This window comes from Allobosea sp., from assembly GCF_035999205.1.
GTDB lineage: Bacteria > Pseudomonadota > Alphaproteobacteria > Rhizobiales > Beijerinckiaceae > Allobosea.
On the sequence record NZ_DASYHA010000018.1, the window covers coordinates 189,364 to 210,628 of the forward strand.

The 21,265-nt window shown below is 67.1% G+C and carries 25 protein-coding genes; 13 read left to right on the forward strand and 12 right to left on the reverse strand.

The features are described 5' to 3' along the window. Positions 1 to 4: 4 nt before the first annotated feature. The 6 genes from VGN82_RS06960 to hisF all read right to left on the reverse strand — a co-directional run bounded on the left by VGN82_RS06960 (position 5) and on the right by hisF (position 4,577). Positions 5 to 1,405 carry a hypothetical protein gene (locus VGN82_RS06960; RefSeq protein WP_327526269.1) on the reverse strand — a complete coding sequence of 467 codons (1,401 nt, stop codon included), beginning with the start codon at positions 1,403 to 1,405 and terminating at the stop codon, positions 5 to 7. A 135-nt stretch (positions 1,406 to 1,540) separates the two neighbouring features. Further along, entirely contained in the window at positions 1,541 to 1,891 is a 351-nt protein-coding gene (locus tag VGN82_RS06965) for a RidA family protein (RefSeq protein WP_327526270.1), read from the reverse strand. Positions 1,892 to 1,964: 73 nt separating this feature from the next. Further along, positions 1,965 to 2,411, reverse strand: a complete 447-nt coding sequence (locus VGN82_RS06970; protein WP_327526271.1) for a YqaA family protein — start codon at positions 2,409 to 2,411, stop codon at positions 1,965 to 1,967. 48 nt (positions 2,412 to 2,459) lie between these two features. Next, positions 2,460 to 3,434, reverse strand: a complete 975-nt coding sequence (gene coaA / locus VGN82_RS06975) for a type I pantothenate kinase (protein ID WP_327526272.1) — start codon at positions 3,432 to 3,434, stop codon at positions 2,460 to 2,462. 52 nt (positions 3,435 to 3,486) lie between these two features. Further along, complete coding sequence (locus tag VGN82_RS06980) at positions 3,487 to 3,807, reverse strand: phosphoribosyl-ATP diphosphatase (protein WP_327526273.1); 321 nt, start codon at positions 3,805 to 3,807, stop codon at positions 3,487 to 3,489. A gap of 5 nt (positions 3,808 to 3,812) precedes the next feature. Further along, the gene (gene hisF, locus VGN82_RS06985; protein ID WP_327526274.1) at positions 3,813 to 4,577 is read right to left on the reverse strand and encodes an imidazole glycerol phosphate synthase subunit HisF; all 765 of its coding nucleotides are present in this window, start codon (positions 4,575 to 4,577) and stop codon (positions 3,813 to 3,815) included. A 147-nt stretch (positions 4,578 to 4,724) separates the two neighbouring features. Between hisF and VGN82_RS06990 the strand changes: the two genes are divergently transcribed. After that, positions 4,725 to 5,531: a transporter substrate-binding domain-containing protein gene (locus VGN82_RS06990; protein WP_327526275.1), complete on the forward strand. Its 807-nt coding sequence runs from the start codon at positions 4,725 to 4,727 to the stop codon at positions 5,529 to 5,531. A 26-nt stretch (positions 5,532 to 5,557) separates the two neighbouring features. On the opposite strand, the gene VGN82_RS06995 is transcribed toward VGN82_RS06990, so the two are convergent. Further along, positions 5,558 to 6,310 carry a sulfite exporter TauE/SafE family protein gene (locus VGN82_RS06995; RefSeq protein WP_327526276.1) on the reverse strand — a complete coding sequence of 251 codons (753 nt, stop codon included), beginning with the start codon at positions 6,308 to 6,310 and terminating at the stop codon, positions 5,558 to 5,560. Between the two features lie 262 nt (positions 6,311 to 6,572). Between VGN82_RS06995 and VGN82_RS07000 the strand changes: the two genes are divergently transcribed. Beyond that, a complete protein-coding gene (locus VGN82_RS07000) occupies positions 6,573 to 7,223 on the forward strand; it encodes a L,D-transpeptidase (RefSeq protein WP_327526277.1) in 651 nt (216 codons plus the stop codon). Between the two features lie 22 nt (positions 7,224 to 7,245). Here the strand turns inward: VGN82_RS07000 and VGN82_RS07005 are convergent, their stop codons facing one another. Together VGN82_RS07005 and VGN82_RS07010 are read right to left on the reverse strand one after the other, a co-directional pair. Next, positions 7,246 to 8,136, reverse strand: coding sequence for an aldose epimerase family protein (locus tag VGN82_RS07005; RefSeq protein ID WP_327526278.1), 891 nt, complete (start codon positions 8,134 to 8,136; stop codon positions 7,246 to 7,248). A gap of 14 nt (positions 8,137 to 8,150) precedes the next feature. Further along, complete coding sequence (locus VGN82_RS07010) at positions 8,151 to 8,918, reverse strand: IclR family transcriptional regulator (protein ID WP_327526279.1); 768 nt, start codon at positions 8,916 to 8,918, stop codon at positions 8,151 to 8,153. Between the two features lie 362 nt (positions 8,919 to 9,280). Between VGN82_RS07010 and pcaH the strand changes: the two genes are divergently transcribed. The 5 genes from pcaH (at position 9,281) to VGN82_RS07035 (ending at position 13,240) form a co-directional block, all read left to right on the forward strand. Beyond that, the gene (gene pcaH / locus VGN82_RS07015; RefSeq protein WP_327526280.1) at positions 9,281 to 9,991 is read left to right on the forward strand and encodes a protocatechuate 3,4-dioxygenase subunit beta; all 711 of its coding nucleotides are present in this window, start codon (positions 9,281 to 9,283) and stop codon (positions 9,989 to 9,991) included. Next, positions 9,981 to 10,562 (forward strand): protocatechuate 3,4-dioxygenase subunit alpha, encoded by a 582-nt coding sequence (pcaG, locus tag VGN82_RS07020; RefSeq protein WP_327526281.1) that lies wholly within the window; start codon positions 9,981 to 9,983, stop codon positions 10,560 to 10,562. The genes pcaH and pcaG overlap by 11 nt, the downstream gene beginning before the upstream one ends. Before the next feature lie 111 nt (positions 10,563 to 10,673). After that, positions 10,674 to 11,570, forward strand: coding sequence for a 2-dehydro-3-deoxygalactonokinase (locus VGN82_RS07025; protein ID WP_327526282.1), 897 nt, complete (start codon positions 10,674 to 10,676; stop codon positions 11,568 to 11,570). Further along, entirely contained in the window at positions 11,567 to 12,475 is a 909-nt protein-coding gene (locus VGN82_RS07030; protein WP_327526283.1) for a ribokinase, read from the forward strand. The genes VGN82_RS07025 and VGN82_RS07030 overlap by 4 nt, the downstream gene beginning before the upstream one ends. Positions 12,476 to 12,676: 201 nt before the next feature. Next, positions 12,677 to 13,240: a retropepsin-like aspartic protease family protein gene (locus VGN82_RS07035; RefSeq protein ID WP_327526284.1), complete on the forward strand. Its 564-nt coding sequence runs from the start codon at positions 12,677 to 12,679 to the stop codon at positions 13,238 to 13,240. Between the two features lie 121 nt (positions 13,241 to 13,361). Here VGN82_RS07035 and VGN82_RS07040 read toward each other — a convergent pair whose 3' ends face one another. From VGN82_RS07040 to VGN82_RS07050, 3 genes are all read right to left on the reverse strand, one after another. Then, on the reverse strand, positions 13,362 to 13,985 hold the full coding sequence (locus VGN82_RS07040; protein WP_327526285.1) for a TadE family protein: 624 nt from the start codon (positions 13,983 to 13,985) through the stop codon (positions 13,362 to 13,364). 8 nt (positions 13,986 to 13,993) lie between these two features. Then, on the reverse strand, positions 13,994 to 14,623 hold the full coding sequence (locus tag VGN82_RS07045; protein ID WP_327526286.1) for a TadE family protein: 630 nt from the start codon (positions 14,621 to 14,623) through the stop codon (positions 13,994 to 13,996). 416 nt (positions 14,624 to 15,039) lie between these two features. Then, positions 15,040 to 15,495, reverse strand: coding sequence for a pilus assembly protein N-terminal domain-containing protein (locus VGN82_RS07050; protein WP_414644229.1), 456 nt, complete (start codon positions 15,493 to 15,495; stop codon positions 15,040 to 15,042). Between the two features lie 483 nt (positions 15,496 to 15,978). On the opposite strand from VGN82_RS07050, the gene VGN82_RS07055 reads away from it, so the two are divergent. The 6 genes from VGN82_RS07055 to VGN82_RS07080 all read left to right on the forward strand — a co-directional run bounded on the left by VGN82_RS07055 (position 15,979) and on the right by VGN82_RS07080 (position 21,244). Further along, positions 15,979 to 16,146 carry a Flp family type IVb pilin gene (locus tag VGN82_RS07055; RefSeq protein ID WP_327526288.1) on the forward strand — a complete coding sequence of 56 codons (168 nt, stop codon included), beginning with the start codon at positions 15,979 to 15,981 and terminating at the stop codon, positions 16,144 to 16,146. A 186-nt stretch (positions 16,147 to 16,332) separates the two neighbouring features. Further along, the gene (locus VGN82_RS07060) at positions 16,333 to 16,845 is read left to right on the forward strand and encodes an A24 family peptidase (RefSeq protein WP_327526289.1); all 513 of its coding nucleotides are present in this window, start codon (positions 16,333 to 16,335) and stop codon (positions 16,843 to 16,845) included. Between the two features lie 139 nt (positions 16,846 to 16,984). Continuing rightward, positions 16,985 to 17,767 (forward strand): Flp pilus assembly protein CpaB, encoded by a 783-nt coding sequence (cpaB, locus tag VGN82_RS07065; protein ID WP_327526290.1) that lies wholly within the window; start codon positions 16,985 to 16,987, stop codon positions 17,765 to 17,767. Beyond that, the gene (locus tag VGN82_RS07070; protein ID WP_327526291.1) at positions 17,764 to 19,212 is read left to right on the forward strand and encodes a type II and III secretion system protein family protein; all 1,449 of its coding nucleotides are present in this window, start codon (positions 17,764 to 17,766) and stop codon (positions 19,210 to 19,212) included. Before cpaB ends, VGN82_RS07070 begins: the two co-directional genes overlap by 4 nt. Before the next feature lie 38 nt (positions 19,213 to 19,250). Beyond that, positions 19,251 to 19,985, forward strand: coding sequence for a CpaD family pilus assembly protein (locus VGN82_RS07075; protein ID WP_327526292.1), 735 nt, complete (start codon positions 19,251 to 19,253; stop codon positions 19,983 to 19,985). Beyond that, entirely contained in the window at positions 19,985 to 21,244 is a 1,260-nt protein-coding gene (locus VGN82_RS07080) for an AAA family ATPase (RefSeq protein WP_327526293.1), read from the forward strand. The genes VGN82_RS07075 and VGN82_RS07080 overlap by 1 nt, the downstream gene beginning before the upstream one ends. Positions 21,245 to 21,265 lie beyond the last annotated feature (21 nt).

Genomic DNA, 21,265 nt, shown 5'->3' on the forward strand with positions numbered 1-21,265 from the left:
ACGGTCAGCGCGCCGGCGAGCCGCCGATCAGTTGGGTCGCCACCGCACCGGCGGCGACGAGCCGCTCCTGCAGGTCGGCCGCGGTAGCGCCGCCATCGGGTGACTGGCGAGCGATCTCCATCGCCGACATCAACTGGGCCAGGGCCCGCTGCGCGAGCTCCCTGTCCCGTGTGCGCCGCGCGAGCTGAAGCATCGTCTCGGCCTGGTTGGCGAGCGTCCGCGCCCGCAGCAGGGGCGCCCTCTCGGCGCGGCGCTCCTCCAACGCGGCGTCGAAATGGGCGATCGCCTCCTCGAGCACGACGGGTTCGCTGTAGCGCTCGCCCATGCTCGCCAGCACGCTGCCCATCTGGTCCTGAAGCTCGGCCCAGCGCAGCGGTTGGCGGGCACGGTCGGTGGCCTGGGCAACCCGGTTGATGCCGTTGAAGGCGCGTTCCAGCAGGGACAGATCGCTGCGGTGCCGGCCAAGGGTGGCCCGGGCGCGGGAAATCATGTGCTCGGCCTGGAGCCACCGCGATTCGTCGTCGCGGCGATCCCAGACCGCGAGGACCTTCGCATGGGCGGCGATCGCTTCCTCGAGCAGCTCGTCGTCCTTCTGGGCGACACCGAGCGTCACGGCGAGGCGGCCGAAGCGCAGCGTCAGCGTTCGCCACAGCGCCGGCGCCTCTTCGCTGCGCAAATCCTCCAGGCCATCCCGGCAATGGGCGAGGGCCGTCCCGAGCAGTGCGGTCTCGCCACTGAGGTCGGCAAGGCCTTCGAGCGTCGCGGCCAGCGTCTCCTGGGCTGCTGCGAAGGCGACGGTGTCCTCCAGGCTGTCGAGCCCCTGGATCAGGCGGCGCAGCGCGGCCACAGCGGTGTCATAGCCCTCGCGCCCGCCGAAATCCTCGCTGACACGCGCCAGCGCCTTCGCCTGCTCGAGGGCAGCCGCGCGACTGCGATCGATATCGGCGAGGCCGATCAGGGCGGATGCCTCGCCATAGCGGGCGGCGGACTCGTGATAGGCGTCCGGCGTCGTACGCAGGAAGCTGAGCGCGGCCCGGTCGGCACGATTCTCGCCGATCAGCAGCCGCCGCTCGAGCGGCAGGGCGGCGAGGTCGGTGGATCCGCCGATCGCGTGCAGCTCGGCCTGGGCGAGGGCCTTGTCGCCGTCGGCAAGACGGCCCTCTGCGAGCGCGACAGCTGCCGTGCCGCGAAGTCCGCGGATCGTCGCATCGTCGAATGGCATCGCAAGACGCCGGGTCAGGACGAGGAGATCCGCCGATTTGCGGTCGAGCAAGGCCTCGTCTGGCTCGGCCGAGCCGGAACGGCGCAGCCAATCGGCGATCATGGCCGCCAGAGCGACGGGCGGCAGGCCGTGGCGCCCTGCGACACGCGCGACGAGAGTCGCGATATCATTCGGCTTGTTCACGAGATGACCGTTTCCCTGCCCCGCCGGGTCGACAATTCGTATGCGTAGGCCGGATGAAAATCACCTGGCCGGGCGATCCACCCGGCCCGGTAAGATTTGCAGTGTGTCACGCCCGCGCGACACACTGCGCGCCGCTCACTTGGCGGCGATGACCGCGATCTCGACCGTGAACTGCGGAGCGGCGAGCTTGGCCTCGACCGTGGCGCGGCCCGGCGTCTGGCCGGCGACGATCCACTTGTCCCAGACGCCGTTCATCTCGGCGAAGGTCGACATGTCGGACAGCCAGATGTTGACCATCAGCAGCTTGGATTTGTCGGTGCCGGCCTCGGCCAGCAGGCCGTCGATGATGCCGAGGATGTCGGCCGTCTGCTCGGCGACGCTCTTGCCCGCGGCCTTGTCGGCGACCTGACCGGCCAGGTAGACGGTGTCGCCGTGAACCACGGCCTTGGACATGCGCGGACCCACTCCGATGCGCTGAATGCTCATGATCAAATCTCCAAAAAAGGGGCGCTAGCTGGTAGCCCGTGCCGCAGCCATTCGCAAACGCAAAGACGGTGGGTCAGGCCATCGCCGTCCAGCCGGCCCAGAGCGCCGCGTAACGTGCGGCCTTGCCGATGAACACCAGCACAATGAAGCGTCCGAGCGGATAGTTCAGCGTGCCGGCGACGAAGGTGAGCGGATCGCCTGCGATCGGCAGCCAGGCGAAGAGCAGGGATGGCCAGCCGAAACGGGCGAACCAGCCCTGCGCCTGGTCGAGACGCTGCGGATCGGGCCGCAGGCGCTGCGGCAACCTCTCGACGCCATGCTGCGCGATCAGCCGCCCCACCCACCAGTTCACCGCCGACCCCGCCGTATTGGCGAGGCTCGCGACCAGGAACAGCAGCAGCGGATCGACCGTGCGCGCGGCCAGCAATCCGACGAAGACGGCCTCGGACTGGGCCGGCAGCAGCGTCGCCGCGACGAAGGCTGCGCCCGCCATGCCGGCGAGCGACCAGAACGCCTCCATCAGGACACGGGGCTGAGCGGCGCGAGCCGGTGTGCCGGCGCCATGCCGTCAGAGCCGGCGCAGCGCGACCTGCTGGATGCGATGGCTCGCGCCCTTGGTCAGGATCAGGCTGGCGCGCTGGCGCGTTGGCAGGATGTTCTCTTGCAGGTTCGGGAGGTTGATGCCGGTCCAGAGGCTCTGCGCGATCGAGAGCGCCTCCTCCTCGCCGATCTCGGCATATTTCCGGAAGAAGGATCGCGGATCGCGGAAGGCCGTCTGGCGCAACGTCATGAAACGGTTGACGTACCAGCGATGCAGGTCGTTCTCGTCGGCATCGAGATAGACCGAGAAGTCGAAATAGTCCGAGACGAAGGGGATAACCGTTCCGTCCTTGGGCATGCGACTCGGCTGGAGCACGTTCAGCCCTTCGAGGATCAGGATGTCCGGCCGTTCGACCGTCACGGTCTCGCCCGGCACCACGTCGTAGACGAGGTGGGAGTAGACCGGTGCCGTCACCTGCGGCTTGCCCGCCTTGACGTCGGAGAGGAAGCGCAGGATCGCCGCGCCGTCATAGCTCTCGGGAAAGCCCTTGCGCTGCATCAGCCCGCGGCGCTCGAGCTCCGCATTGGGCAGGAGGAAGCCGTCGGTGGTGACGAGCTCGACCTTGGGCGTGTTCGGCCAGCGCGAGAGCAGTGCCTGCAGGACGCGCGCCGTGGTCGACTTGCCCACCGCAACGGAGCCCGCGACGCCGATGATGTAGGGTACCTTGACCTCGGCCTCGGCCAGCAGGAAGCGCTGCGTCGCCTTGAACAGCCCTTGCGTCGCCGCGACATAGAGCGAGAGCAGGCGCGACAGCGGCAGGTAGATCGCCACGATCTCGTCGAGCGAGATCGGGTCGTTGATCGATTGCAGCCTGGTCAGGTCGTCGACCGACAGCGTCAGCGGCGTATCGGCGCGCAGATGCGCCCACTCGTCGCGCGAGAACGTGCGATAGGGTGAGCCGAGCTCGGGGTGATGTGGGGCGGGGATGACACGCTTGTCCATGAAGCGACCCGCATTCCAGGCTTCGAGGTTCAACGCAGGACTAGCCTCGATCTCAAGTGGGCCGTGCGGCCTTCTCCGCCAGACCGGAGCGCACGGTGCGAGCCTCAAGCTGGCTCAAGACGTCCTGCAATGCAACATTTCGCGCCTTAAGTACAACCAAGAGATGATAGAGCACGTCCGCACTCTCGGCGATCAACTCGTCGCGATCGCCCTTTACTGCGGCAATCACGGCCTCGACCGCCTCCTCGCCGAACTTCTTGGCGCAGCGCTCGGGCCCGGCGGCGAGAAGCTTCGCCGTCCAGGATTCATCGGGCGAGGCGGCGGCGCGCTCGGCGATGCGCGCTTCGAGATCGGACAGGGTGAAGGTGGTCATATCGGTCAATCCAGCCGCATCGCGAGACCGGCCTGCGCCATATGCGCCTTGGCCTGCCCGATCGTGTAGGTCCCGAAATGGAAGATCGAGGCGGCGAGCACGGCCGAGGCGTGGCCCTGCTTCACGCCATTGACCAGATCGTCGAGATCGCCGACGCCGCCTGACGCGATCACGGGCACCGTGACGGCATCCGCGATCGCCGCCGTCAGGCCGAGATCGTAGCCGACCTTGGTGCCGTCGCGGTCCATCGAGGTGACGAGGAGTTCGCCGGCGCCCAGCGAGACGACCTCGCGCGCGAAGGCGACGGCCTCGAGCCCGGTGGCGTTGCGGCCGCCATGGGTGAAGATCTCCCAGCGCCCGGGCGTCACCTGCTTCGCGTCGATGGCGACGACGATGCACTGGTCGCCGAACTTCTCGGCGGCTTCCTTGACAAACTGCCGGTTGGTCACTGCGGCGGTGTTGATCGAGACCTTGTCGGCTCCCGCCAGCAGCAACGCCCGGATGTCCTCGACCTTGCGCACGCCGCCACCGACCGTCAGCGGCATGAAGCAGGCCTCGGCCGTGCGGGTGACGACGTCGAGCAGGATGCCGCGATCTTCGTGGCTCGCCGTGATGTCGAGGAAGCAGAGTTCGTCGGCGCCCGCGGCGTCATAGGCCTTGGCCGCCTCGACCGGATCGCCGGCATCGACGAGGTCGAGGAACTTGACGCCCTTGACGACGCGGCCGTCCTTGACGTCGAGGCAGGGGATGATGCGGGTCTTCAGGGTCATGGCGAGGGATCGATCGGGTTTGTCGGGCGGAAGGCGCGGCCACTCTTAGAGCATTGCCGGCAAAAGCGGAATGTGTGGCCGCCGCCGTTGCCGGAAGGCGCATTCCTTGCTTTGCTGCCGGCTCTCCCGTCAGAACCCGAGGCCGCCATGTCGATCCTCTCCCCTCTCCGCGCCACCAAGTCCCTGCTGCTGCGCGCCGGCGCGACCATGCTTTTCGCGGGTCTTTCCCACGCCGTTCTGGCGCAGGCGCCGCAGAGCGCGCTCGATGCCATTCCAGCCCGCGGCGCCCTGCAGGTCTGCACGACCGGCGACTACAAGCCCTTCACCCTGGCGAAGGACGGCAGCTATGAGGGCATCGACATCGAGCTGGCGAAGTCGCTCGCCAAGGCGCTCGGCGTCGAGGCGAAATTCGTCCAGACCAAATGGTCCGACCTCCTGACCGATATGGGTTCAGGCAAATGCGACGTCGCCATGGGCGGCATCTCCGTGACGCTCGATCGCCAGAAGAAGGTGTTCTTCTCCGCGCCCTACCTGGTCAACGGCAAGGCGCCGATCGTGCGCTGTGCCGACAAGTCGAAGTTCCAGACGGTGGCCGACATCGACAAGCCGGAGACCCGTGTCGTGGTCAATCCCGGCGGAACCAACGAGCGCTTCGTCCGGGCCAACTTCAAGAAGGCCGACATCCGCGTCTATCCCGACAACGTGACGATCTTCGACGAGATCCTGGCCGGCCGTGCCGACCTGATGATCTCGGAATCGATCGAGACCAAGGTCCAGGAAAAGGCCAGGCCCGGCCTTTGCGCCGTCAATCCCGACGAGCCGCTGCAATATGGCGAGATGGGTTACATGCTCCCGCGCGGCGACGCGACCTTCAAGGCCTTCGTCGACCAGTGGCTGCACCTCGCCAAGGCGAGCGGCGAGTTTGCCGGGATCTACAACCAGTTCGTGAAGTGAGGCGCGGCTGAAGGGGGGCGGTGGGTTCAGTAGCCCGCCGCCCGCCGCAGCAGGTCGATCCCGACGATCGTCAGGATCGCCTTGATCGCGACCTGGAACCAGCGCTCGGGCAGTTTTTCCAGCAATTTCGTTCCCAGCATCGTCCCGGCGAATCCCGAGATGATCATCGCGACGATCAGCGGCAGCCAGTCGGCGAAGGCGAAGCCGAGTGCGCCGAAGGCGATGACCTTGAGCAGGTGCTGGATCGTCGTGCAGGCGGCATGCGTTGCGATGAGCTGGCGCTTCTCGAGCTTGAGCGGCAGCAGGAGAGCCTGGACGAAGGGGCCAGTGGCGCCGACGAACATGGTGATGATCGTCGAAAGGCCGCCGCCGATGACGAGGCCACTCGAGGCAAGACCGGGAATGCGCGGCTTCGGCAGCCAGGTCATCGCCAGGATGAAAGCCCCGAGCAGGCCGAGCAAGACGCGCTCCGGCAGTTCCACCACGAGGAAGGCCCCGATCAGCACGCCGACGACGGAACCTGCCGTGAAGCGTGCGACCAGCGGCCAGATGGCGTGGGCTCGCTGAACGAAGGTCCGCCCGATGTTGGAGCCGAGCTGTACGAGCCCGTGCACGGCGATGATGACCGAGGGCGGCACAGTGCCGGCGAGCGCACCGAGCATGGCCATCCCGCCACCGATGCCGAATGCGGCTGTGAAGGCCGAGGTCAGGAAGCTGAAGGCGATCAGCAGCACGGCGATGGTCGGCGCGACGCCGGCCGGCAGGAGAGTATCGAGCATGTCTGCGGAGCCGCGCTGCTAGGGAGGAGGAGCTTCGTTCCGCTGCTACACCGTGCGAGGCGGTCGGCAAAGCCTGGCCACGCAGGGCCGCCATGGGCGCACTGCGACCGGGCAGGTCGATGTCCTTCCCCTGCGCGGAAACCACATTTCGCCTTGGCGCTTTACAAGGGCTCGCGGGAGGCGTTTCCTGAAGGGAATGGCGGCGGCTCCGGGCCTGACAACGCCACATCGTTCAACAGTAGCGTCTTTGCGGAGTGGTGTGATGCGTCGCATGTTCGGCCTGCTGGCCGCCCTTGTCCTGTCGCTCGCCGGTGTGGCCTCGGCTCAGGCCGGCGTCGATGTCCGGGTCAACATCGCCGCCCAGCGCATCCAGGTCACCACGACCGACGGCGAGGTCTATAACTGGGCGATCTCGTCCGGCCGCAAGGGTTTTCGCTCTCCCAATGGCGTCTATCGCCCGACCCGGCTGGAGAAGAGCTGGTATTCGCGGAAATATGGCGGAGCGATGCCTCATGCCGTGTTCTTCCGCGGCGGCTATGCCATCCACGGCACGACCGCCGTCGGCGCGCTCGGGCGCCCGGCATCGCATGGCTGCATCCGCCTGCACCCAGCCCATGCCGCCAAGCTGTTCGCGCTGGTCAAGAAGCACGGCGCCGGCCAGACCCGGATCGCATTGAACGGTGCGGTGCCAGACAATGTCTCGCAATTCGCCAAGGCGTCTGGCGGCACCAAGGTCACGGTCGCCAAGGCCAAGACCAAGCCGACCGCGACGCTCGCGCAGCAGCGCAAGGCCCCTAGCTGGGATGCCGCCCGCGAGCAGATCCTGCTCCGTCCGGCCCTGCCGGCCGGTGCCTATGGCTACCAGCCCTACAACCTGCAGCGCTATTATGAGCCCGGTCCGCGCTGGCGCTGAGCCGGCTGCCGTCATGCCCGGGCTAAACCGCCTCCGGCGCGATCCGCAGCCAGCCTGACAGCGTCTCGCCCGGCTGCAGTCGCTTCAGCGGCGCGGCCTCCCGCGCGGCCTTCTCGCTGGGCGAGCCGATGGCGTGGCTCTGTGGCTCGACGCAAAGGAAATCGGCCCCTGCGGGCGCCCAGACGACCGGACAGCGCAGCTCTTCGCTGGCGCTCAGCGTGATCGCGAGCCCGGCTGAGGGCGTCTCGATCCGGGCCGTTCCATCCCAGCCGAGAAAGCTCCAGGCCGTCTCACCTCCGGTGGCGAAGACCGGCTGACTCGCATAGGGCCCGCCTCCGGCGAGCGGCTCGGATCCCGTTGCACGGTAGCCTTTTCCCAGGACGAGTGCGCCGCTGGCGGTCATACCGAGCCGCGTATCGGCGGCACAGGGAAACCAGGGATGATGGCCGATGCCGTAGGGTAGGGCCTGGTCCGCCTCGTTGATAATCGCAAGCTTCACGGTCATACCGGCCTCATCGAGCCGGATATCCTGGGTGATCCGGTAGCGATAGGGGTCCGGACCGGCGTTGCGGCGATGTTCCAGCAGAGTATGGCTTGCGGTTTGACCGAGTATGTCCCAGGCGGATTGCCAGCCGAAACCGTGGATGTTTCCGCTACCGTTCGGATTGTTGTCCGGCACCACGAAGCGCGTCATGCCGTCATCGACGATGCCGTCGAAGGCGCGGTTGGCGAAGGGCGCCATCGCCCAGCTGCCCATCTTGTTTGGCGCGGCCGTCGAGGGCACGGCGCCATCCGGCGAATGCAGCAGCTTGTGCAGGCGCCCATCCGGCCCCTGCCATTCCAGCGCGGCAATGATGCCGCCGGCTTCCGGATGGATGCGGGCGCGCAGGTTTCTCGCCTGGAGTTCGAGCATGAGCCTTGGTTCCTTCACGTGATCAGCGGCCGCAGCATCGCCTGCATCCCGAGCAGGCGCGGCAGGAAACGTTCGGCCATCTCCCGGGCTGAGCTGCGCTGGACCTGGCCTGAGATGTTGAATGCCGCGATGACCTCGCCGCGCGCATTGAACAATGGCACGGCCAGCGAGATCAGACCGAGTTCGAGCTCCTGGTCGACGACGCAATGACCTTGGTCGCGAATCTCGGCAAGAATCTCGGCCAGCCGAGCCGGATCGGTGATCGTGTGCGGCGTCAGGGCCCGTGGCTGGCCGGCGAGGATGCGCTTCTGCGCGTCGGCGGGATCGCGAAAGGCCAGCAGTACGCGGCCCATCGAGGTGCAGAAGGCCGGCAGGCGCGTGCCGACGGAGAGGCCGACCGACATGATCCGCCTTTGCGCCGATCGCGCGATGTAGACGATCTCATGCCCATCGAGCAGCGAGGCCGAGGAGGATTCGTGCGTTTCCTCGGAGAGCCGTTCGAGGAAGGGCTGCACCAGCTGGGGCAGGGCCGTCGAAGCGAGCCAGGCATGGCCGAGCCGCAGCACGCGGGGCGTCAGCCGGAAGAATTTCCCGTCGAACTCGGCATAGCCGATCCGGGTCAGCGTCAGCAGGCAGCGCCGGGCGGCGGCGCGGGAGAGGTCCGTCGCGCGGGCGACGTCGGCGATGGTCAGCTTGTCATGAGCGGCGTCGAAGCACTCGATCACCGCCAGCCCCTTCTCGAGGGCGGCCATATGGTCGCGGTCGGGGACCTCTCCTGCCATCCTTGACCGCCCGTCCCCTACTGCATAGAGTGCGATTATCGAAATAATGTGCGATAAACGCACATCTTGAGGGAATGTCAAGGTGGCCCGATCCGTGTCCCTGTCCGGAGGGAACATCGATGATATCGACCCGCGCGACACCAATACGTCGCCCCAGCGGCTATCGGTCTTGAGCAATTTGTCCTGGATCAAGGACATCATGCGAAGGAACGCGTCGGATCGTCGTCCAGCTTGCGGCCCGGCCGGCACGATGGCCTCATGACGGCAGGCTCGACCGAGATGACGACCATTGCGACGGCGCAGAAGTTCGCCATCCTGCGCGCCTCCCACAACCGCACCAGGCAAGCCCACGGAGTTGCGGCATGAGTCTGATCTACCCGCGCGACAGCCTGAAGTCGCACCCGCTCAACGCGTCGCCCGATTATGGCTCGACGGTGAAGCGAGCGCCATCCAAGCCCTTGATCCTGCTGCCGCATACGCTGTCGGAGACGAGCGGCCCGGTCTTCGGGCACGCCGCCGTGGCGGCGGGCGATTCCGACCTGACGCGCCAGCATCAGGGCGAGCCGCTGGGCGAACGCATCATCGTCACAGGGCGCGTCCTCGACGAGGACGGCCGGCCGGTGCCGCATACGCTGATCGAGATCTGGCAGGCCAATGCGGGCGGCCGCTATGTCCATGTCCGCGACCAGCATCCGGCCCCCCTCGATCCGAACTTCACCGGGGCTGGCCGGGCGCTGACGGATGCTGAGGGCCGCTATCGTTTCGTCACGATCAAGCCCGGCGCCTATCCCTGGCGCAACCACCACAATGCCTGGCGCCCGGCCCATATCCATTTTTCGCTGTTCGGGCCGAGCTTCCTGTCGCGCGTGATCACGCAGATGTACTTCCCGGGTGATCCGCTGTTCAAATACGATCCGATCTTCCAATCGATCACCGATGCGCATGTGCGCGAGCGCCTGATCTCGCGCTTCGACCTCGCGACGACCGAGCCGGAATGGGCGCTCGGCTACCAGTTCGACATCGTCCTGCGCGGCCGCAACGCGACGCCGGTGGAGGAGCCGCATGAGCACTGAACCCAAGCCCGCTCTCGGCATCACGCCCTCGCAGACCATCGGCCCCTTCTTCGCCTATGCACTGACGCCGCGAGCCTATGGCGGCTCCGAACTCGCGACCGAACAGGTCGCCACCGATGGCGTCGCTGGTGAGCGAATCCGCGTCGAGGGCACAGTCTATGACGGCGATGGCGCGGTCGTCAGCGACGCCATGATCGAGATCTGGCAGGCCGATGCGCAGGGGCGCTTCAACGCCTCGGGCAATGCCGGCTTCACCGGCTTCGGCCGCGCCGAGACGACAGCCGAGGGCGGCTTTCATTTCGACACGATCATGCCGGGTGCGCTGGCGGGGCCGGATGGCCGTACGCAGGCGCCGCATTTGTCGGTGTCGATCTTCGCGCGCGGTCTCCTGGTCAGGCTGGCGACGCGCATCTATTTCGAGGGCGAAGCCGGCAACGCGGGCGACCCGGTGCTGGCACTCGTCCCGGCCGAACGGCGCCGCACGCTGATCGCCAAGCGCAACGGTCAGGGCGTCTTCCGCTTCGACATTCGCCTGCAGGGCGAAGACGAGACGGTCTTCTTCGAAGCGTAGGGAGCGAAATCCGTCATGCCTGGGCTTGACCCGGGCATCGACCGCGGATGAGTCTCGCCGCCCCGCTTCGCACCCCCCGGGGGGACGAAGCACCCAGCCGGAGCGCCGCCTATGCCCAGACCTCTGATCGCGCTCGACTGGGGCACGACGCGCGCCCGCGCCTTCCTGATCTCCGAAGCGGGCGAGGTGCTGGAACGCCGCAGTGCCGATCAGGGCATCCAGTCGGTCCCGCCCGGAGGCTTTCCGGCCGCGTTCGAGGCGATTGCCGGCGACCTGCGCAAGGTGGCGCCCGACGCAGCGATCGTGCTCGCCGGCATGGTCGGTAGCCGCAATGGCTGGATCGAGGCGCACTATGTTGCCTGCCCGGCCTCGCCCGACCAGATCGCCGCCGCGGGCATGCAGGTCACCCTGGCCGACGGGTCGCCGGCGACCATCCTGCCCGGCCTGTCCTGCGACGAGGGCGCCTTCGACGTCATGCGAGGTGAGGAGACGCTGATCGTCGGCCTGGGGCTTGGCGACGGCATCGCCTGCCTGCCCGGCACCCATTCGAAATGGGCGCGGGTCGAAGGCGGCCGGATCGTCCGCTTTGCCAGCTTCATGACCGGTGAGATCTACGGATTGCTGCGGCAGCACTCGATCCTCTCCCGGCTCGCGGAGGAGCCGAGCGACGAGGACGCCGCTCGTGGCACGGCCGACGGACTTGCTGCCGCTGCTCGCCAGGGCGGGCTGCTCAACACCGCCTTCGCGTCCCGCTCCGAGGTGCTGGCTGGACGGATGCCGGGCGGTGCCGTCGGGCCCTATCTCTCTGCCTTGCTGGTTGGTCATGAGGTCGCCGGCGCACAGGCGCTGCTCGGACGGAGCGATACGGTCCATCTCGTCGCTGACGGTGTGCTGGCGCAAAGCTACGGCGCGGCGCTGGCCTCGGCCGGAATCGCGGCCAGCGTGACGACGCCGGAAGCGGCCTTCGTCGCCGGTGTTCGCCGTCTTGCGGAGCACGTCGCCGCATGATCGTCGTCTTCGGCTCGCTCAATGTCGATCTGGTTACGCCGGTCGAGCGCCTGCCCGGAGCGGGCGAAACCGTGATCGGGCCGGCCTACGCGCTTCACCCCGGCGGCAAGGGCGCGAACCAGGCGCTCGCGGCGCGCCGCGCCGGGGCGGAGGTCGCCTTGGTCGGCGCGGTCGGCCGCGATGCCTTCGCCGACATAGCCTTGTCGCTGCTTGCGGCTGACGGTGTCGAGCTTTCCCATGTCGCGCGTGCCGAGGCGCCAACCGGAGCGGCATTCATTGCGGTCGATGCAGAAGGCGCCAATCAGATCGTCGTCGCGGCGGGCGCCAACGCGCTGGCGCGGGCGGAGGTATTGTCTGCGATGACGCTCGGCGAAGGCGACATTCTACTGTTGCAGCGCGAGGTTCCGGAAGCCGAATGCCTCGCTGCGGCGGAGAGGATGAAGCGTGCTGGCGGCCGCGTCGTCCTTAACCTCGCCCCGGCGGGGCCGCCGGCGGAGGCGCTCCTGGGCTGTCTCGACGTGCTGGTCGTCAACGAGCATGAGGCCCTGGTGCTGGCGCAATCTCTCGGCTGGCCGGAGCGCGAGCCCGACGACATCGCCAGGCGCTGCGACGCCGAGCGCGGCATCGCCTGCATCGTCACGCTGGGGGCGGAAGGGGCTGTCGGCTGGCATGGCGGGGTCCGTCGACGGCTGGCGGCCCCCGCTGTGGCCGTCGTCGATACGGTCGCGGCCGGAGACAGCTTCACCGGCGCCTTCGCGGCTGCGCTGTCGGCCGGTTACGGCTTCTCCGGCGCGCTCCAGCGCGGTCTCGCGGCCGGCACGCTCGCCTGCATGGTGGCCGGCGCACAGCCGAGCGTGCCGCGCCGCGAGGCGATCGAGGCTCTGGTCGGCGAGTCCTTCATCTAGCCTCCGGCTGGTTGCCCAGATCCACCGCGGCATCCCGGCTATGCCGCATTCATCGGTGGCGGCAAGCAGGCGTTAAGCCTGTTCATGTCGGGCAGGCCGCGGGGTGCGGGAAACCGCCCAATCCAACCAGCGCTCTTCACCCTTCCGCAGGGACTGGGCCAGCATCCTTGCCGCAACGTCAATGATGGAGATGTGGTCGCGATGGCCCAAAGGCCGATCATCTGGGCGCTCGGTATCGCGGCGGTCGCGTCGTTGGGCGCGCTCGGCTTTGGCCCGCAGCTCGCTCGCCTCGTCGGTATGGAGGACGCGCCGAGCGCGGCGTCGGTCACCGCCGGGGGGCGTCCCGCTCCGGCCCGCGCCGAGGTGAAGCCCGCCGAAGTGCGGCCGAGCGAGCCACCCACACTGACCGTTGCCGCAGATTATCGCGGCCACTACGTCGTTCATCCCTCGATCGACAATTACCGGATCAAGATGATGGTCGACACGGGGGCCAGCCTCGTCGCACTGACGGCGAAGGACGCCCGGGCACTCGGCATCCAACTCTCATCGGCCGACTACAAGATGTCGCTGAGCACTGCCAACGGCACGGTCAGGGGCGCGCGCGTCAATCTGCGCGAGGTCCGACTCGGCTCGATCCTCGTTCGCAATGTCGATGCCGTGGTCCTGCCCGAGGGCGCGCTCTCCATGAGCCTGCTCGGCACCTCCTTCCTCGGCAAGCTGAGGGGCTACGAGGTCCAGACCGGACGCATGATCCTGCGCGGTTGAGTCAATCTCCGTAGCCGGCTATTTAAGGAAGGGAGATGCGCCGACAGATGCGCTTCTCGCCGGCCGGCGCCCCTGCAACACGATCGTCCGAGCCGACAGGACAGGCCGGCTAGGGCCGGTCTCAGCTGAATCCCGGGCACATCGACACGCCGGAGCGCTCGACCTGCTCGATGCTGGCTGAGCCGCCGGCCTTGCCGAGGCGCGGGCGCATATAGATCGGGTCGCCTCCGATCGTGATCGCTCCGCCCGTGATGATCCAGCCGACGACGGGCGTGAAATCGTAGCTCGCCTGCGCCATCACGACGGAGGTGTTGGGCAGGCGCAGATCCGTCGGCAGGTTGACGGTCGTCCCCCGGGCGAGCTTCGTCGAATTGCGCTCGTCGCTCCAGCAGACCTTCGCGACGCCGGCACTGTCGATGACGATGTTGTGGATCGACATCTTCGGCGCCACCGAGGTGTAGGGCATCATGACGGTCTGTGCGGCATCGAAGATGTTGCTCATCTCCGTGTTGGGGATCGTGGCGACCTGCGACGACAGGTCAACCAGCGACCGGGTCAGCTGCGTGACCTTGCGGTCGATCATGATGGCCTGGCCGGTTTCGACGATGCCGAAATAGATCGCCAGCATGATCGGCAGGATCATCGCGAATTCCAGGGCCGCGACGCCGCGCCGGTTGCGGCGGAGCCCGCGGACCAGGCGTCGCAGAGCGGCTCGGTTGCGCTTGAGCGAAAAGGCGCGCGTCATCTCGAACCTCATGTCGCGGGTGCTGCGGGCGCGTTGAACGGTTCGGCTCGGAAGGCCGTCGTGGCGACGATCCCGCGCCGGCCGGAGCCGATATTGACGAGGCTCGAGCTCCAGGTCGTGAAGAACAGCGGGTACTCGAGAACGGCACGCACGACGACGATCTGCTGTGGCTGGGACTGGTTGAAGCCGAAGCCGGTCGTGTTCAGTCCGCCCGCGCTGATCGGGTTGCTCCCGTCGATGCCGGTCTTCGCATTGGCGAAGGAGTTGTAGGTCCGCACGTCGATGACAAGCTTGGAGCAGTCGACAAGTGCCGACGACGCGGCACAGACGTCATTGCGGAAAGCCACGGTATTGGCTGCGGAAGTGCCGGTATAGCGGGTATGGGACTCGCCGGTCAGCAGCCGGCGCGAGGTCTGTGACACCGCCTCTTCGAGAGTTTGGCTCGTCCAGAACATCATGGCCGTCTCGAGGATGGCGGCCAGCACGAGCAGGAAAGGAAACGCGATGAAGGCGAATTCGACGGCGGTCGCGCCGTCCTGCGAACGCCGGAAGCGCGACAGCAGGCGCGTGCGCCGGCGGCTGACAGGCGCCGGAGCCGCAACCATCCTTGTGTCGGTGTCGATCGGGGAAGGGGTCATGCCGCTTGGCGTCCGGTTGTCGCTTCGAAGATCCATGCCGCTGGGTGGCCGTGCCGGCCCTGTTCGGGCAGTCGTCGGGCGCGGTGCAGGCTCCAGTAACGGCACCAGTCATAGCGGCAAAGAATTTCCGATCCGTTAGGCGCCCATTCGGTCAGCTCGAACGGCGATTAGGCAATGGTTTACCTTGCTACGGATGTGGATCGGCATCGGCAAACGCGCTCGCAGCCATGGCCGCGAGCATCAACCTGTGGCCAGGCGTCGGGAACCGGGAGAGAATGGAGCCCTCGTCCTCGGGGGCGCGGAGGCGTCTCGAAGGGCGCTCCGGTTGGTCGCGCGCTTCCGCTCCCATGCTTCGAGACGTCATTCCTGGCGGAACGGCTCCTCAGGCTGAGGACTCTTGAAGCTTCGAAGCGGATTCAGCGCTTGGTGGCGCCCAATGCGTTGCTGCTGCGGGTCGATGCCTGCGAGCCGACTTCGCCGAAGTACCTCTGGGCGTCGCCGAGCTGCGCCGAGGGCTGGCAGACGGGGGTGCAGGAATAGCTTTCCCGGTCGAGGCCGCGCTGAACCGTCAGGACGGAATCGGAATCCGCGCCCACGCGCACGAGGGATTCCGCCAACAGAGCACCGCTTGCGTCGAGTGCGATCAGGTTGGTGACGCCGAAGCTCTTGCCGGTGACGATCATGACGCCATTCTTCTGGACGGCGACGTCAGCGATGGCGGGGTTTCCGACAATGACGGTCTGCGCCTTTTCCGGCAGCCGGATGACCTTGGCATGATCGACCATCACGGCCACGCTTTCGATCTTGCTCGCCTGTGGAGCCGCGCCGGCAGGCAAGAGGCCGGCCGCCAGAATCAATCCGCTCGCCGCCATGCCCAGCGCCGATTTCGCCCAGGATGAGCGTCGGCGAGCCTGCCCTGCAGCAACCGGGAGAGTGGACATGGCGATGCCTCAAGATTTCCGACATCTGCAGGAAAGCGCAAAATGATGAATCAAACGCTAATTCCGTCGGGGCGATTGATTTGGCTCGCGTTGGCCGCCGATGACGCAGAGAGAGATATCCGGCGCGGCGCGCTTGCCGGTACGAATTCGTAGGTGGGGTTGCGAGCGTTTAGTCAAAATTGACAGTATTTATATTGTATACGACTTAAGTAATGCTTCAGATGGTGAGGCAAGTATTGAAGTATGCGGCATAAAGTCGACGTTAACCATCGATACGATGTTTGAATGAAGGGTCGAATTCTTCAATCGGCTTAACCGATCGGCAAGGGGAGCGCGGTAATGTGCATTTGTCGCTGACCGAAGCCACTTCAGAGCGAAGGCAGCCGTCAAACCGTGGTTCAAAAGGAGTTCGACATGACCAACGTTTTCGCTCGCTTCGTCAAGGATGAGTCCGGCGCCACTGCCATCGAGTACGGCCTGATCGCTGCCCTGATCGCCGTGGTCTGCATCACCGTCTGGACCAACATCGGCACCAGCCTCTCGGCGAAGTTCCAGGAAATCAACACCGGCCTGACGAAGTAAGGCTGGTCGGGGGCTCTACTGAGTTCCGCCACGAAACGCCCCGGCTCGTCCGGGGCGTTTTGATTCGGGTGATGCTGCGACGCGCGCCACCTTGTCCTTTGCGGTAAGGGTTTGGTGAGGCACCTGCGCCAGGATTGCCGGACAGCCCGCTTACCCCCGTAGGCAAATTGTTGCGAAGGCAAGTCCATGTCGCTCCCGCTCATTGCCCTGCTCTTCGTCTTCCCGGCCGCCATGGCCTATGCGGCTGCGAGCGACCTCGTGTCGATGACGATCTCCAACCGGCTCTGCCTCGTCCTGATGGCGGCATTTGCGGTCTGTGCGGCCGCGCTTGGTCTCGGCTGGAGCCAGATCGGCTGGCATCTGGCCGCCGGAGGGTTGGTGCTCGCCGTCTGTTTCGGCATGTTCGCGGCCGGCTGGATCGGCGGTGGCGACGCCAAACTGGCGGCCGTGACGGCGCTTTGGTTCGGCTTCGACCATTTGATGCCCTATCTCACCATTGCCGCGATGGCGGGTGGCGTGTTGACACTCGCCCTGCTCAAGCTCCGTTCGGGCCCGCTGCCGGCCGTCGCCAGCGACTGGTCCTGGGCGCGCCGGCTGCACTCGCCCAAGGAGGGCGTGCCCTATGGCATTGCGCTGGCCTTCGCCGCGCTGCTCGTCCTGCCCGAGACGACGCTCTGGCGCGCCGCCATGGGCCTCTGAGCGCGATGCCCGCCGGGCTCACATTGCCGGCACCGCCGCGGATACGAAAAAAAGATACGTCTGATTAACCATAAGTTGACGATTCCGGCCGCACGATCCTCGCCGAGAGCCAACTGGGCTTGGCCGAGGGTCAGTCGCAATGAGTCCCGCCCGCATCATCATTCTCCTGGTCGCGCTCGTCGCCGGTGTCGGCGCGGCCATGCTGATCAGAAAGCCCTCGCAGGGACCGGCTCCGGTCGCGCGGGTCGAAGCGGCACCGACCGTGCCGGTTCTGGTCGCTGCAGCCGACATCCCCGTCGGCAATGTCGTGGCCGCCGCTGACCTGCGCTGGCTCGAATGGCCGCTCGCCAGTGTGCCGGCCGGCGTGGTGCGCAAGGACGAGGCGCCCGAGGCCGAACATGAACTCACGGGCCAGGTCGTCCGCTACGGCATGCTCGCCTCCGAGCCGATCCGCCGCGAAAAGCTGATCAAGACCGACGGCACCGGCTTCCTCTCGGCGGTTCTGCCGTCCGGCATGCGCGCCGTCGCGATCTCGACCGACAGCCGCGGCGCCAACACGGCCGGCGGCTTCATCCTGCCCAATGACCGCGTCGACGTGATCGTGACGATGAAGGGCCCAGCGGCCGAAGGCGACGGCGAGGCGTTTCTGAGCGAGACGATCCTGCGGAACCTGCGCGTGCTGGCGATCGGCCAGAACGTCCAGGAGCGCAACGGCGAGAAGGTCGTGATCGGTGAGACCGCGACGCTCGAAGTCGACCCTGGTCAGGCCGAGACGCTGTTCCGGTCCCAGAAGATGGGCACCCTGTCGCTCGCGCTGCGCAGCCTGAAGGATGCGGGGCAGATCGCCGCGCCGGGCGTCGCGACCGAAGGCGCCCTGACGATCGTCAAATACGGCGTCACCATGAGGAGTGCGAACCAGTGAGCCGGGACCGTATCACCCTCTCCGTCGTCCTGGCCGTGGCCCTGACAATGTCCGGCCCGGCGCTGGCTCAGACCAGCGCTCCGGCGCCGGTCCTGAATGTCGGTACGAGCGAGCACGCCATCGCCCGAAAGCTCGACCTGTCGATCGGGCGCTCGATGATCGTTGAGCTGCCGCGCGACGCCAAGGAGGTCTTCGTCGCCAACCCGAAGGTCGCCAACGCAGTCGTCCGCTCGGCCCGCAAGCTCTTCATCATCGGCATCGCCGACGGTTCGACCTCGATGTTCGTCATCGATGCCGAGGGACGCCAGATCACCGCGCTCGAGATCGAGGTCGGGCGCGACCTGAACGTGCTGCGCCAGACATTGCGCACCGCGATCCCCAAGGCCCAGATCGAGGTCAAGCCGGCCGGAAACTCGATCCTGCTCGTCGGCAACGTCGCCAACGCTTCAGAGGCGACGCAGGCCGTCGACATCGCCAACGCCTTTGTCGGCATCAGCGGTGGTCTGTTCACCTCGAACAAGGGCGCGGTCATCAACTCGCTCTCGATCCGCGGCCGCGACCAGGTCATGGTCAAGGTCGTGGTCTCCGAGGTCTCGCGCAAGGCGATCAAGCAACTCGGCATCAATTCGACCGGCGAGTGGAAGCTCGGCAATTTCTCGGTCATGCCGACCATCGACAACCCGCTTCCGCTGCAGCCGCAGGCGCTGTCGGCGACCGCGATCACCGCCGGCCTCGGCAACTCCACCAACTTCACCCTGCGCGCCCTGGAGCGTGCGGGCCTCTCGCGCGTCCTCGCCGAGCCGACCGTCACCGCGATCTCGGGCGAAAGCGCCAAGTTCACCGCCGGCGGCGAAGTGCCGGTCCCGAGCGGCTACTCCTGCGACGGCACCGGCCTCTGCACCCTCGGCATCCAGTACCGTCCGATCGGCGTGGCGCTGAATTTCACGCCGATCGTTCTGTCCGACAACAAGATCAGCATGCGCATCGCCACCGAGGTGACGGAGCTCGACTTCGAGAACCAGCTGCGCCTCAGCGATACCCGCAACAGCAGCCAGCAGGTCGTCAACGCACCGGCCTTCCGCGTCCGCAAGTCGGACACGACGGTCGAGCTGCCCTCGGGCGGCACGCTGGCGACGGCCGGCCTGATCCAGCGCGTCTCGAAGTCGTCGCTCAACGGCTTCCCGGGCCTGATGAACCTGCCGATCATCGGCGTGCTCTTCCGCTCGCGCGACTATCAGCGCGAGGAGACCGAACTGATGATCACCGCGACGCCCTACATCGCCAAGCCGATGGAGCCGAACCAGGTCCAGCGGCCGGATGACGGCTTCGTCGACGCCCATGACGCGCAGGCTGTCCTGCTCGGGCGTCTGAACAAGATCTACGGAACCAGCGGCGGGCCGGTGCCGCAGGCCTACAAGGGCCGCGTCGGCTTCATCGCCGACTGACGGCCCCAGCTGCACGCGCAAGGGATGGCGAGACCATGATGGCTCGATCGAAGCAGAAGACCCGGTTCCGGCCCGCGGGCCTCGGCATCGCGCTGATTGCGGCGACGCTGCTCGGCGCCTGCGCGCGAAAGGACCTCGCCAACTCGGGGGTTCCGGTCGACGTGCGGGAGCGCCACCCGATCGTGCTGCGCGACGCGCCACGATCGCTCGACGTCTTCGTGGGGCGCTCGGGTGGCGGTCTCGACGCCCGCCAGTCGGAGGATGTCGCGGACTTCGCCAGGGAGTATCGCCGCTCCGGCAAGGGTGGCCTCGTCGCCCAGGTGCCGACCGGGGCGCGGCGCGAGATGGCCGCGCACGACACGCTAAACGGCATCCGTTCGGCGCTGGCGCGCGCCGGGGTCTCCGGCCATGCGCTGTCGGTCAGGACCTATCCCGTCCAGGACGAGAACCTCGCCTCGCCGATTCGTCTGACCTTCGCCTCGCTCCAGGCCGGCCTGCCGCATGATTGCGGGCAGTGGCCCGCCGATACCGGCGTGTCCAGCCTGAAGGACGACATGCGCAACGAGCCCTACTGGAATTTCGGTTGCTCCAGTCAGGCGACGCTGGCAGCCCAGGTCGCCGATCCGATCGATCTCGTGCGTTCGCGCAGCGAGGGCAGGCCCGACATCGCCAAGCGCATGGGCGCCATCAGCAAGATCCGCGACGGCAAGGACCCGTCGACCCAGTACCGGCAGGAAACGCCGCAGATCAATTCGTCCGTCGGAGGCCGCTGATGAGCGAGCAGGACTTCGAGACGCGCTCGGGCGATGCGGTGACCGAGGAGGTCATCGCGCCGCTTCCGCGCATTACCCTGCAGGCCTTCTGCGAAACGCCGGCCGTCGCGGCGACCATGCAGGCCGCCATCGCCGACCGGCGCATGGAGAAGGCGCATGCGCGCATCCAGATGGGCGGCCCGGCCGCGGCCGTCGAGGCTTTCCGCGCCGCGCCGACCCCCAACATCATCGTTCTGGAGACCGTCTCCGATCCGGCCAGCCTGATCGGCCATCTCGATGCGCTGTCAGAGAGCTGCGATCCAGGCACCAAGGTCGTCGTCATCGGCCATGTCAACGACGTCCAGCTCTACCGCGACCTGATCCGGCGCGGCGTCAGCGAATATCTGATCGCGCCGCTCGGCACGCTCGACGTGCTGCGCACGCTGTCCGAGCTCTATGTCTCGCCAGGCGCCCGCAATCTCGGCCGCATCATCGCGGTGATGGGCGCCAAGGGCGGCGTCGGTTCATCGACCGTGTCGCACAACGTCGCCTGGGCGATCGCCCGCAACCTCGACGCCTCCACCGTGATCGTCGATCTCGACATCGCCTATGGCACGGCCGGCCTCGACTTCAACCAGGACCCGCCGCAGGGGATCGCAGAAGCCGTCTTCGCACCCGAGCGTCTCGATGCGAATCTGCTGGACCGTCTGCTCTCCCGCTGCAGCGACAATCTCGCGCTGCTGGCGGCTCCCGCCATGCTCGACCGCACGCTCGACCTTCCGGAGGATGCCTTCGACCAGCTCTTCGACCTGCTGCGCGCCACCGTGCCCTGCGTCGTTCTCGACGTGCCGCATGTCTGGAGCGGCTGGGTCCGGCGCGCCCTGATCAATGCCGACGAGGTCGTCGTGGTCGCGGGCCCGGAACTCGCCTCGCTCAGGAACGCCAAGAACCTGATCGACCTCGCCCGGGCGAACCGGCCCAACGATTCCGGAGCGAGGCTGGTCCTGAACCAGGTCGGCATGCCCAAGCGGCCGGAAATCGACGCAGCCGAGTTCTCCAAGGCGCTCGGCGTCGAGGTGCTGACCTCGATTCCGTTCGATGCGCAGCTCTTCGGCACCGCCGCGAACAACGGACAGATGATCGCGGAGGTGCAGGCCAGCGGCAAGATCGCCGAAGCCTTCGTGCATATCGCGAGCAGTTTGACCGGCCGTGGCGAGGCCAAGCGCAGCAAGCGCAGCCTGTTCGAGCCGCTCGTCGCCAAGCTGCGCCGAAAGGCCTGATCGATGTCGTGTCTGCGGACC

Bases quoted from the DNA above. Each gene is read 5' to 3' on its own strand.
- VGN82_RS06965 (WP_327526270.1), bottom strand. From the start codon at position 1,891: ATGAGCATTCAGCGCATCGGAGTGGGTCCGCGCATGTCCAAGGCCGTG.
- VGN82_RS06970 (WP_327526271.1), bottom strand. From the start codon at position 2,411: ATGGAGGCGTTCTGGTCGCTCGCCGGCATGGCGGGCGCAGCCTTCGTC.
- coaA (WP_327526272.1), bottom strand. From the start codon at position 3,434: ATGGACAAGCGTGTCATCCCCGCCCCACATCACCCCGAGCTCGGCTCA.
- VGN82_RS06980 (WP_327526273.1), bottom strand. From the start codon at position 3,807: ATGACCACCTTCACCCTGTCCGATCTCGAAGCGCGCATCGCCGAGCGC.
- hisF (WP_327526274.1), bottom strand. From the start codon at position 4,577: ATGACCCTGAAGACCCGCATCATCCCCTGCCTCGACGTCAAGGACGGC.
- VGN82_RS06990 (WP_327526275.1), top strand. From the start codon at position 4,725: ATGTCGATCCTCTCCCCTCTCCGCGCCACCAAGTCCCTGCTGCTGCGC.
- VGN82_RS06995 (WP_327526276.1), bottom strand. From the start codon at position 6,310: ATGCTCGATACTCTCCTGCCGGCCGGCGTCGCGCCGACCATCGCCGTG.
- VGN82_RS07000 (WP_327526277.1), top strand. From the start codon at position 6,573: ATGCGTCGCATGTTCGGCCTGCTGGCCGCCCTTGTCCTGTCGCTCGCC.
- VGN82_RS07005 (WP_327526278.1), bottom strand. From the start codon at position 8,136: ATGCTCGAACTCCAGGCGAGAAACCTGCGCGCCCGCATCCATCCGGAA.
- VGN82_RS07010 (WP_327526279.1), bottom strand. From the start codon at position 8,918: ATGGCAGGAGAGGTCCCCGACCGCGACCATATGGCCGCCCTCGAGAAG.
- pcaH (WP_327526280.1), top strand. From the start codon at position 9,281: ATGAGTCTGATCTACCCGCGCGACAGCCTGAAGTCGCACCCGCTCAAC.
- pcaG (WP_327526281.1), top strand. From the start codon at position 9,981: ATGAGCACTGAACCCAAGCCCGCTCTCGGCATCACGCCCTCGCAGACC.
- VGN82_RS07025 (WP_327526282.1), top strand. From the start codon at position 10,674: ATGCCCAGACCTCTGATCGCGCTCGACTGGGGCACGACGCGCGCCCGC.
- VGN82_RS07030 (WP_327526283.1), top strand. From the start codon at position 11,567: ATGATCGTCGTCTTCGGCTCGCTCAATGTCGATCTGGTTACGCCGGTC.
- VGN82_RS07035 (WP_327526284.1), top strand. From the start codon at position 12,677: ATGGCCCAAAGGCCGATCATCTGGGCGCTCGGTATCGCGGCGGTCGCG.
- VGN82_RS07040 (WP_327526285.1), bottom strand. From the start codon at position 13,985: ATGACGCGCGCCTTTTCGCTCAAGCGCAACCGAGCCGCTCTGCGACGC.
- VGN82_RS07045 (WP_327526286.1), bottom strand. From the start codon at position 14,623: ATGACCCCTTCCCCGATCGACACCGACACAAGGATGGTTGCGGCTCCG.
- VGN82_RS07050 (WP_414644229.1), bottom strand. From the start codon at position 15,495: ATGGCGGCGAGCGGATTGATTCTGGCGGCCGGCCTCTTGCCTGCCGGC.
- VGN82_RS07055 (WP_327526288.1), top strand. From the start codon at position 15,979: ATGACCAACGTTTTCGCTCGCTTCGTCAAGGATGAGTCCGGCGCCACT.
- VGN82_RS07060 (WP_327526289.1), top strand. From the start codon at position 16,333: ATGTCGCTCCCGCTCATTGCCCTGCTCTTCGTCTTCCCGGCCGCCATG.
- cpaB (WP_327526290.1), top strand. From the start codon at position 16,985: ATGAGTCCCGCCCGCATCATCATTCTCCTGGTCGCGCTCGTCGCCGGT.
- VGN82_RS07075 (WP_327526292.1), top strand. From the start codon at position 19,251: ATGGCTCGATCGAAGCAGAAGACCCGGTTCCGGCCCGCGGGCCTCGGC.
- VGN82_RS07080 (WP_327526293.1), top strand. From the start codon at position 19,985: ATGAGCGAGCAGGACTTCGAGACGCGCTCGGGCGATGCGGTGACCGAG.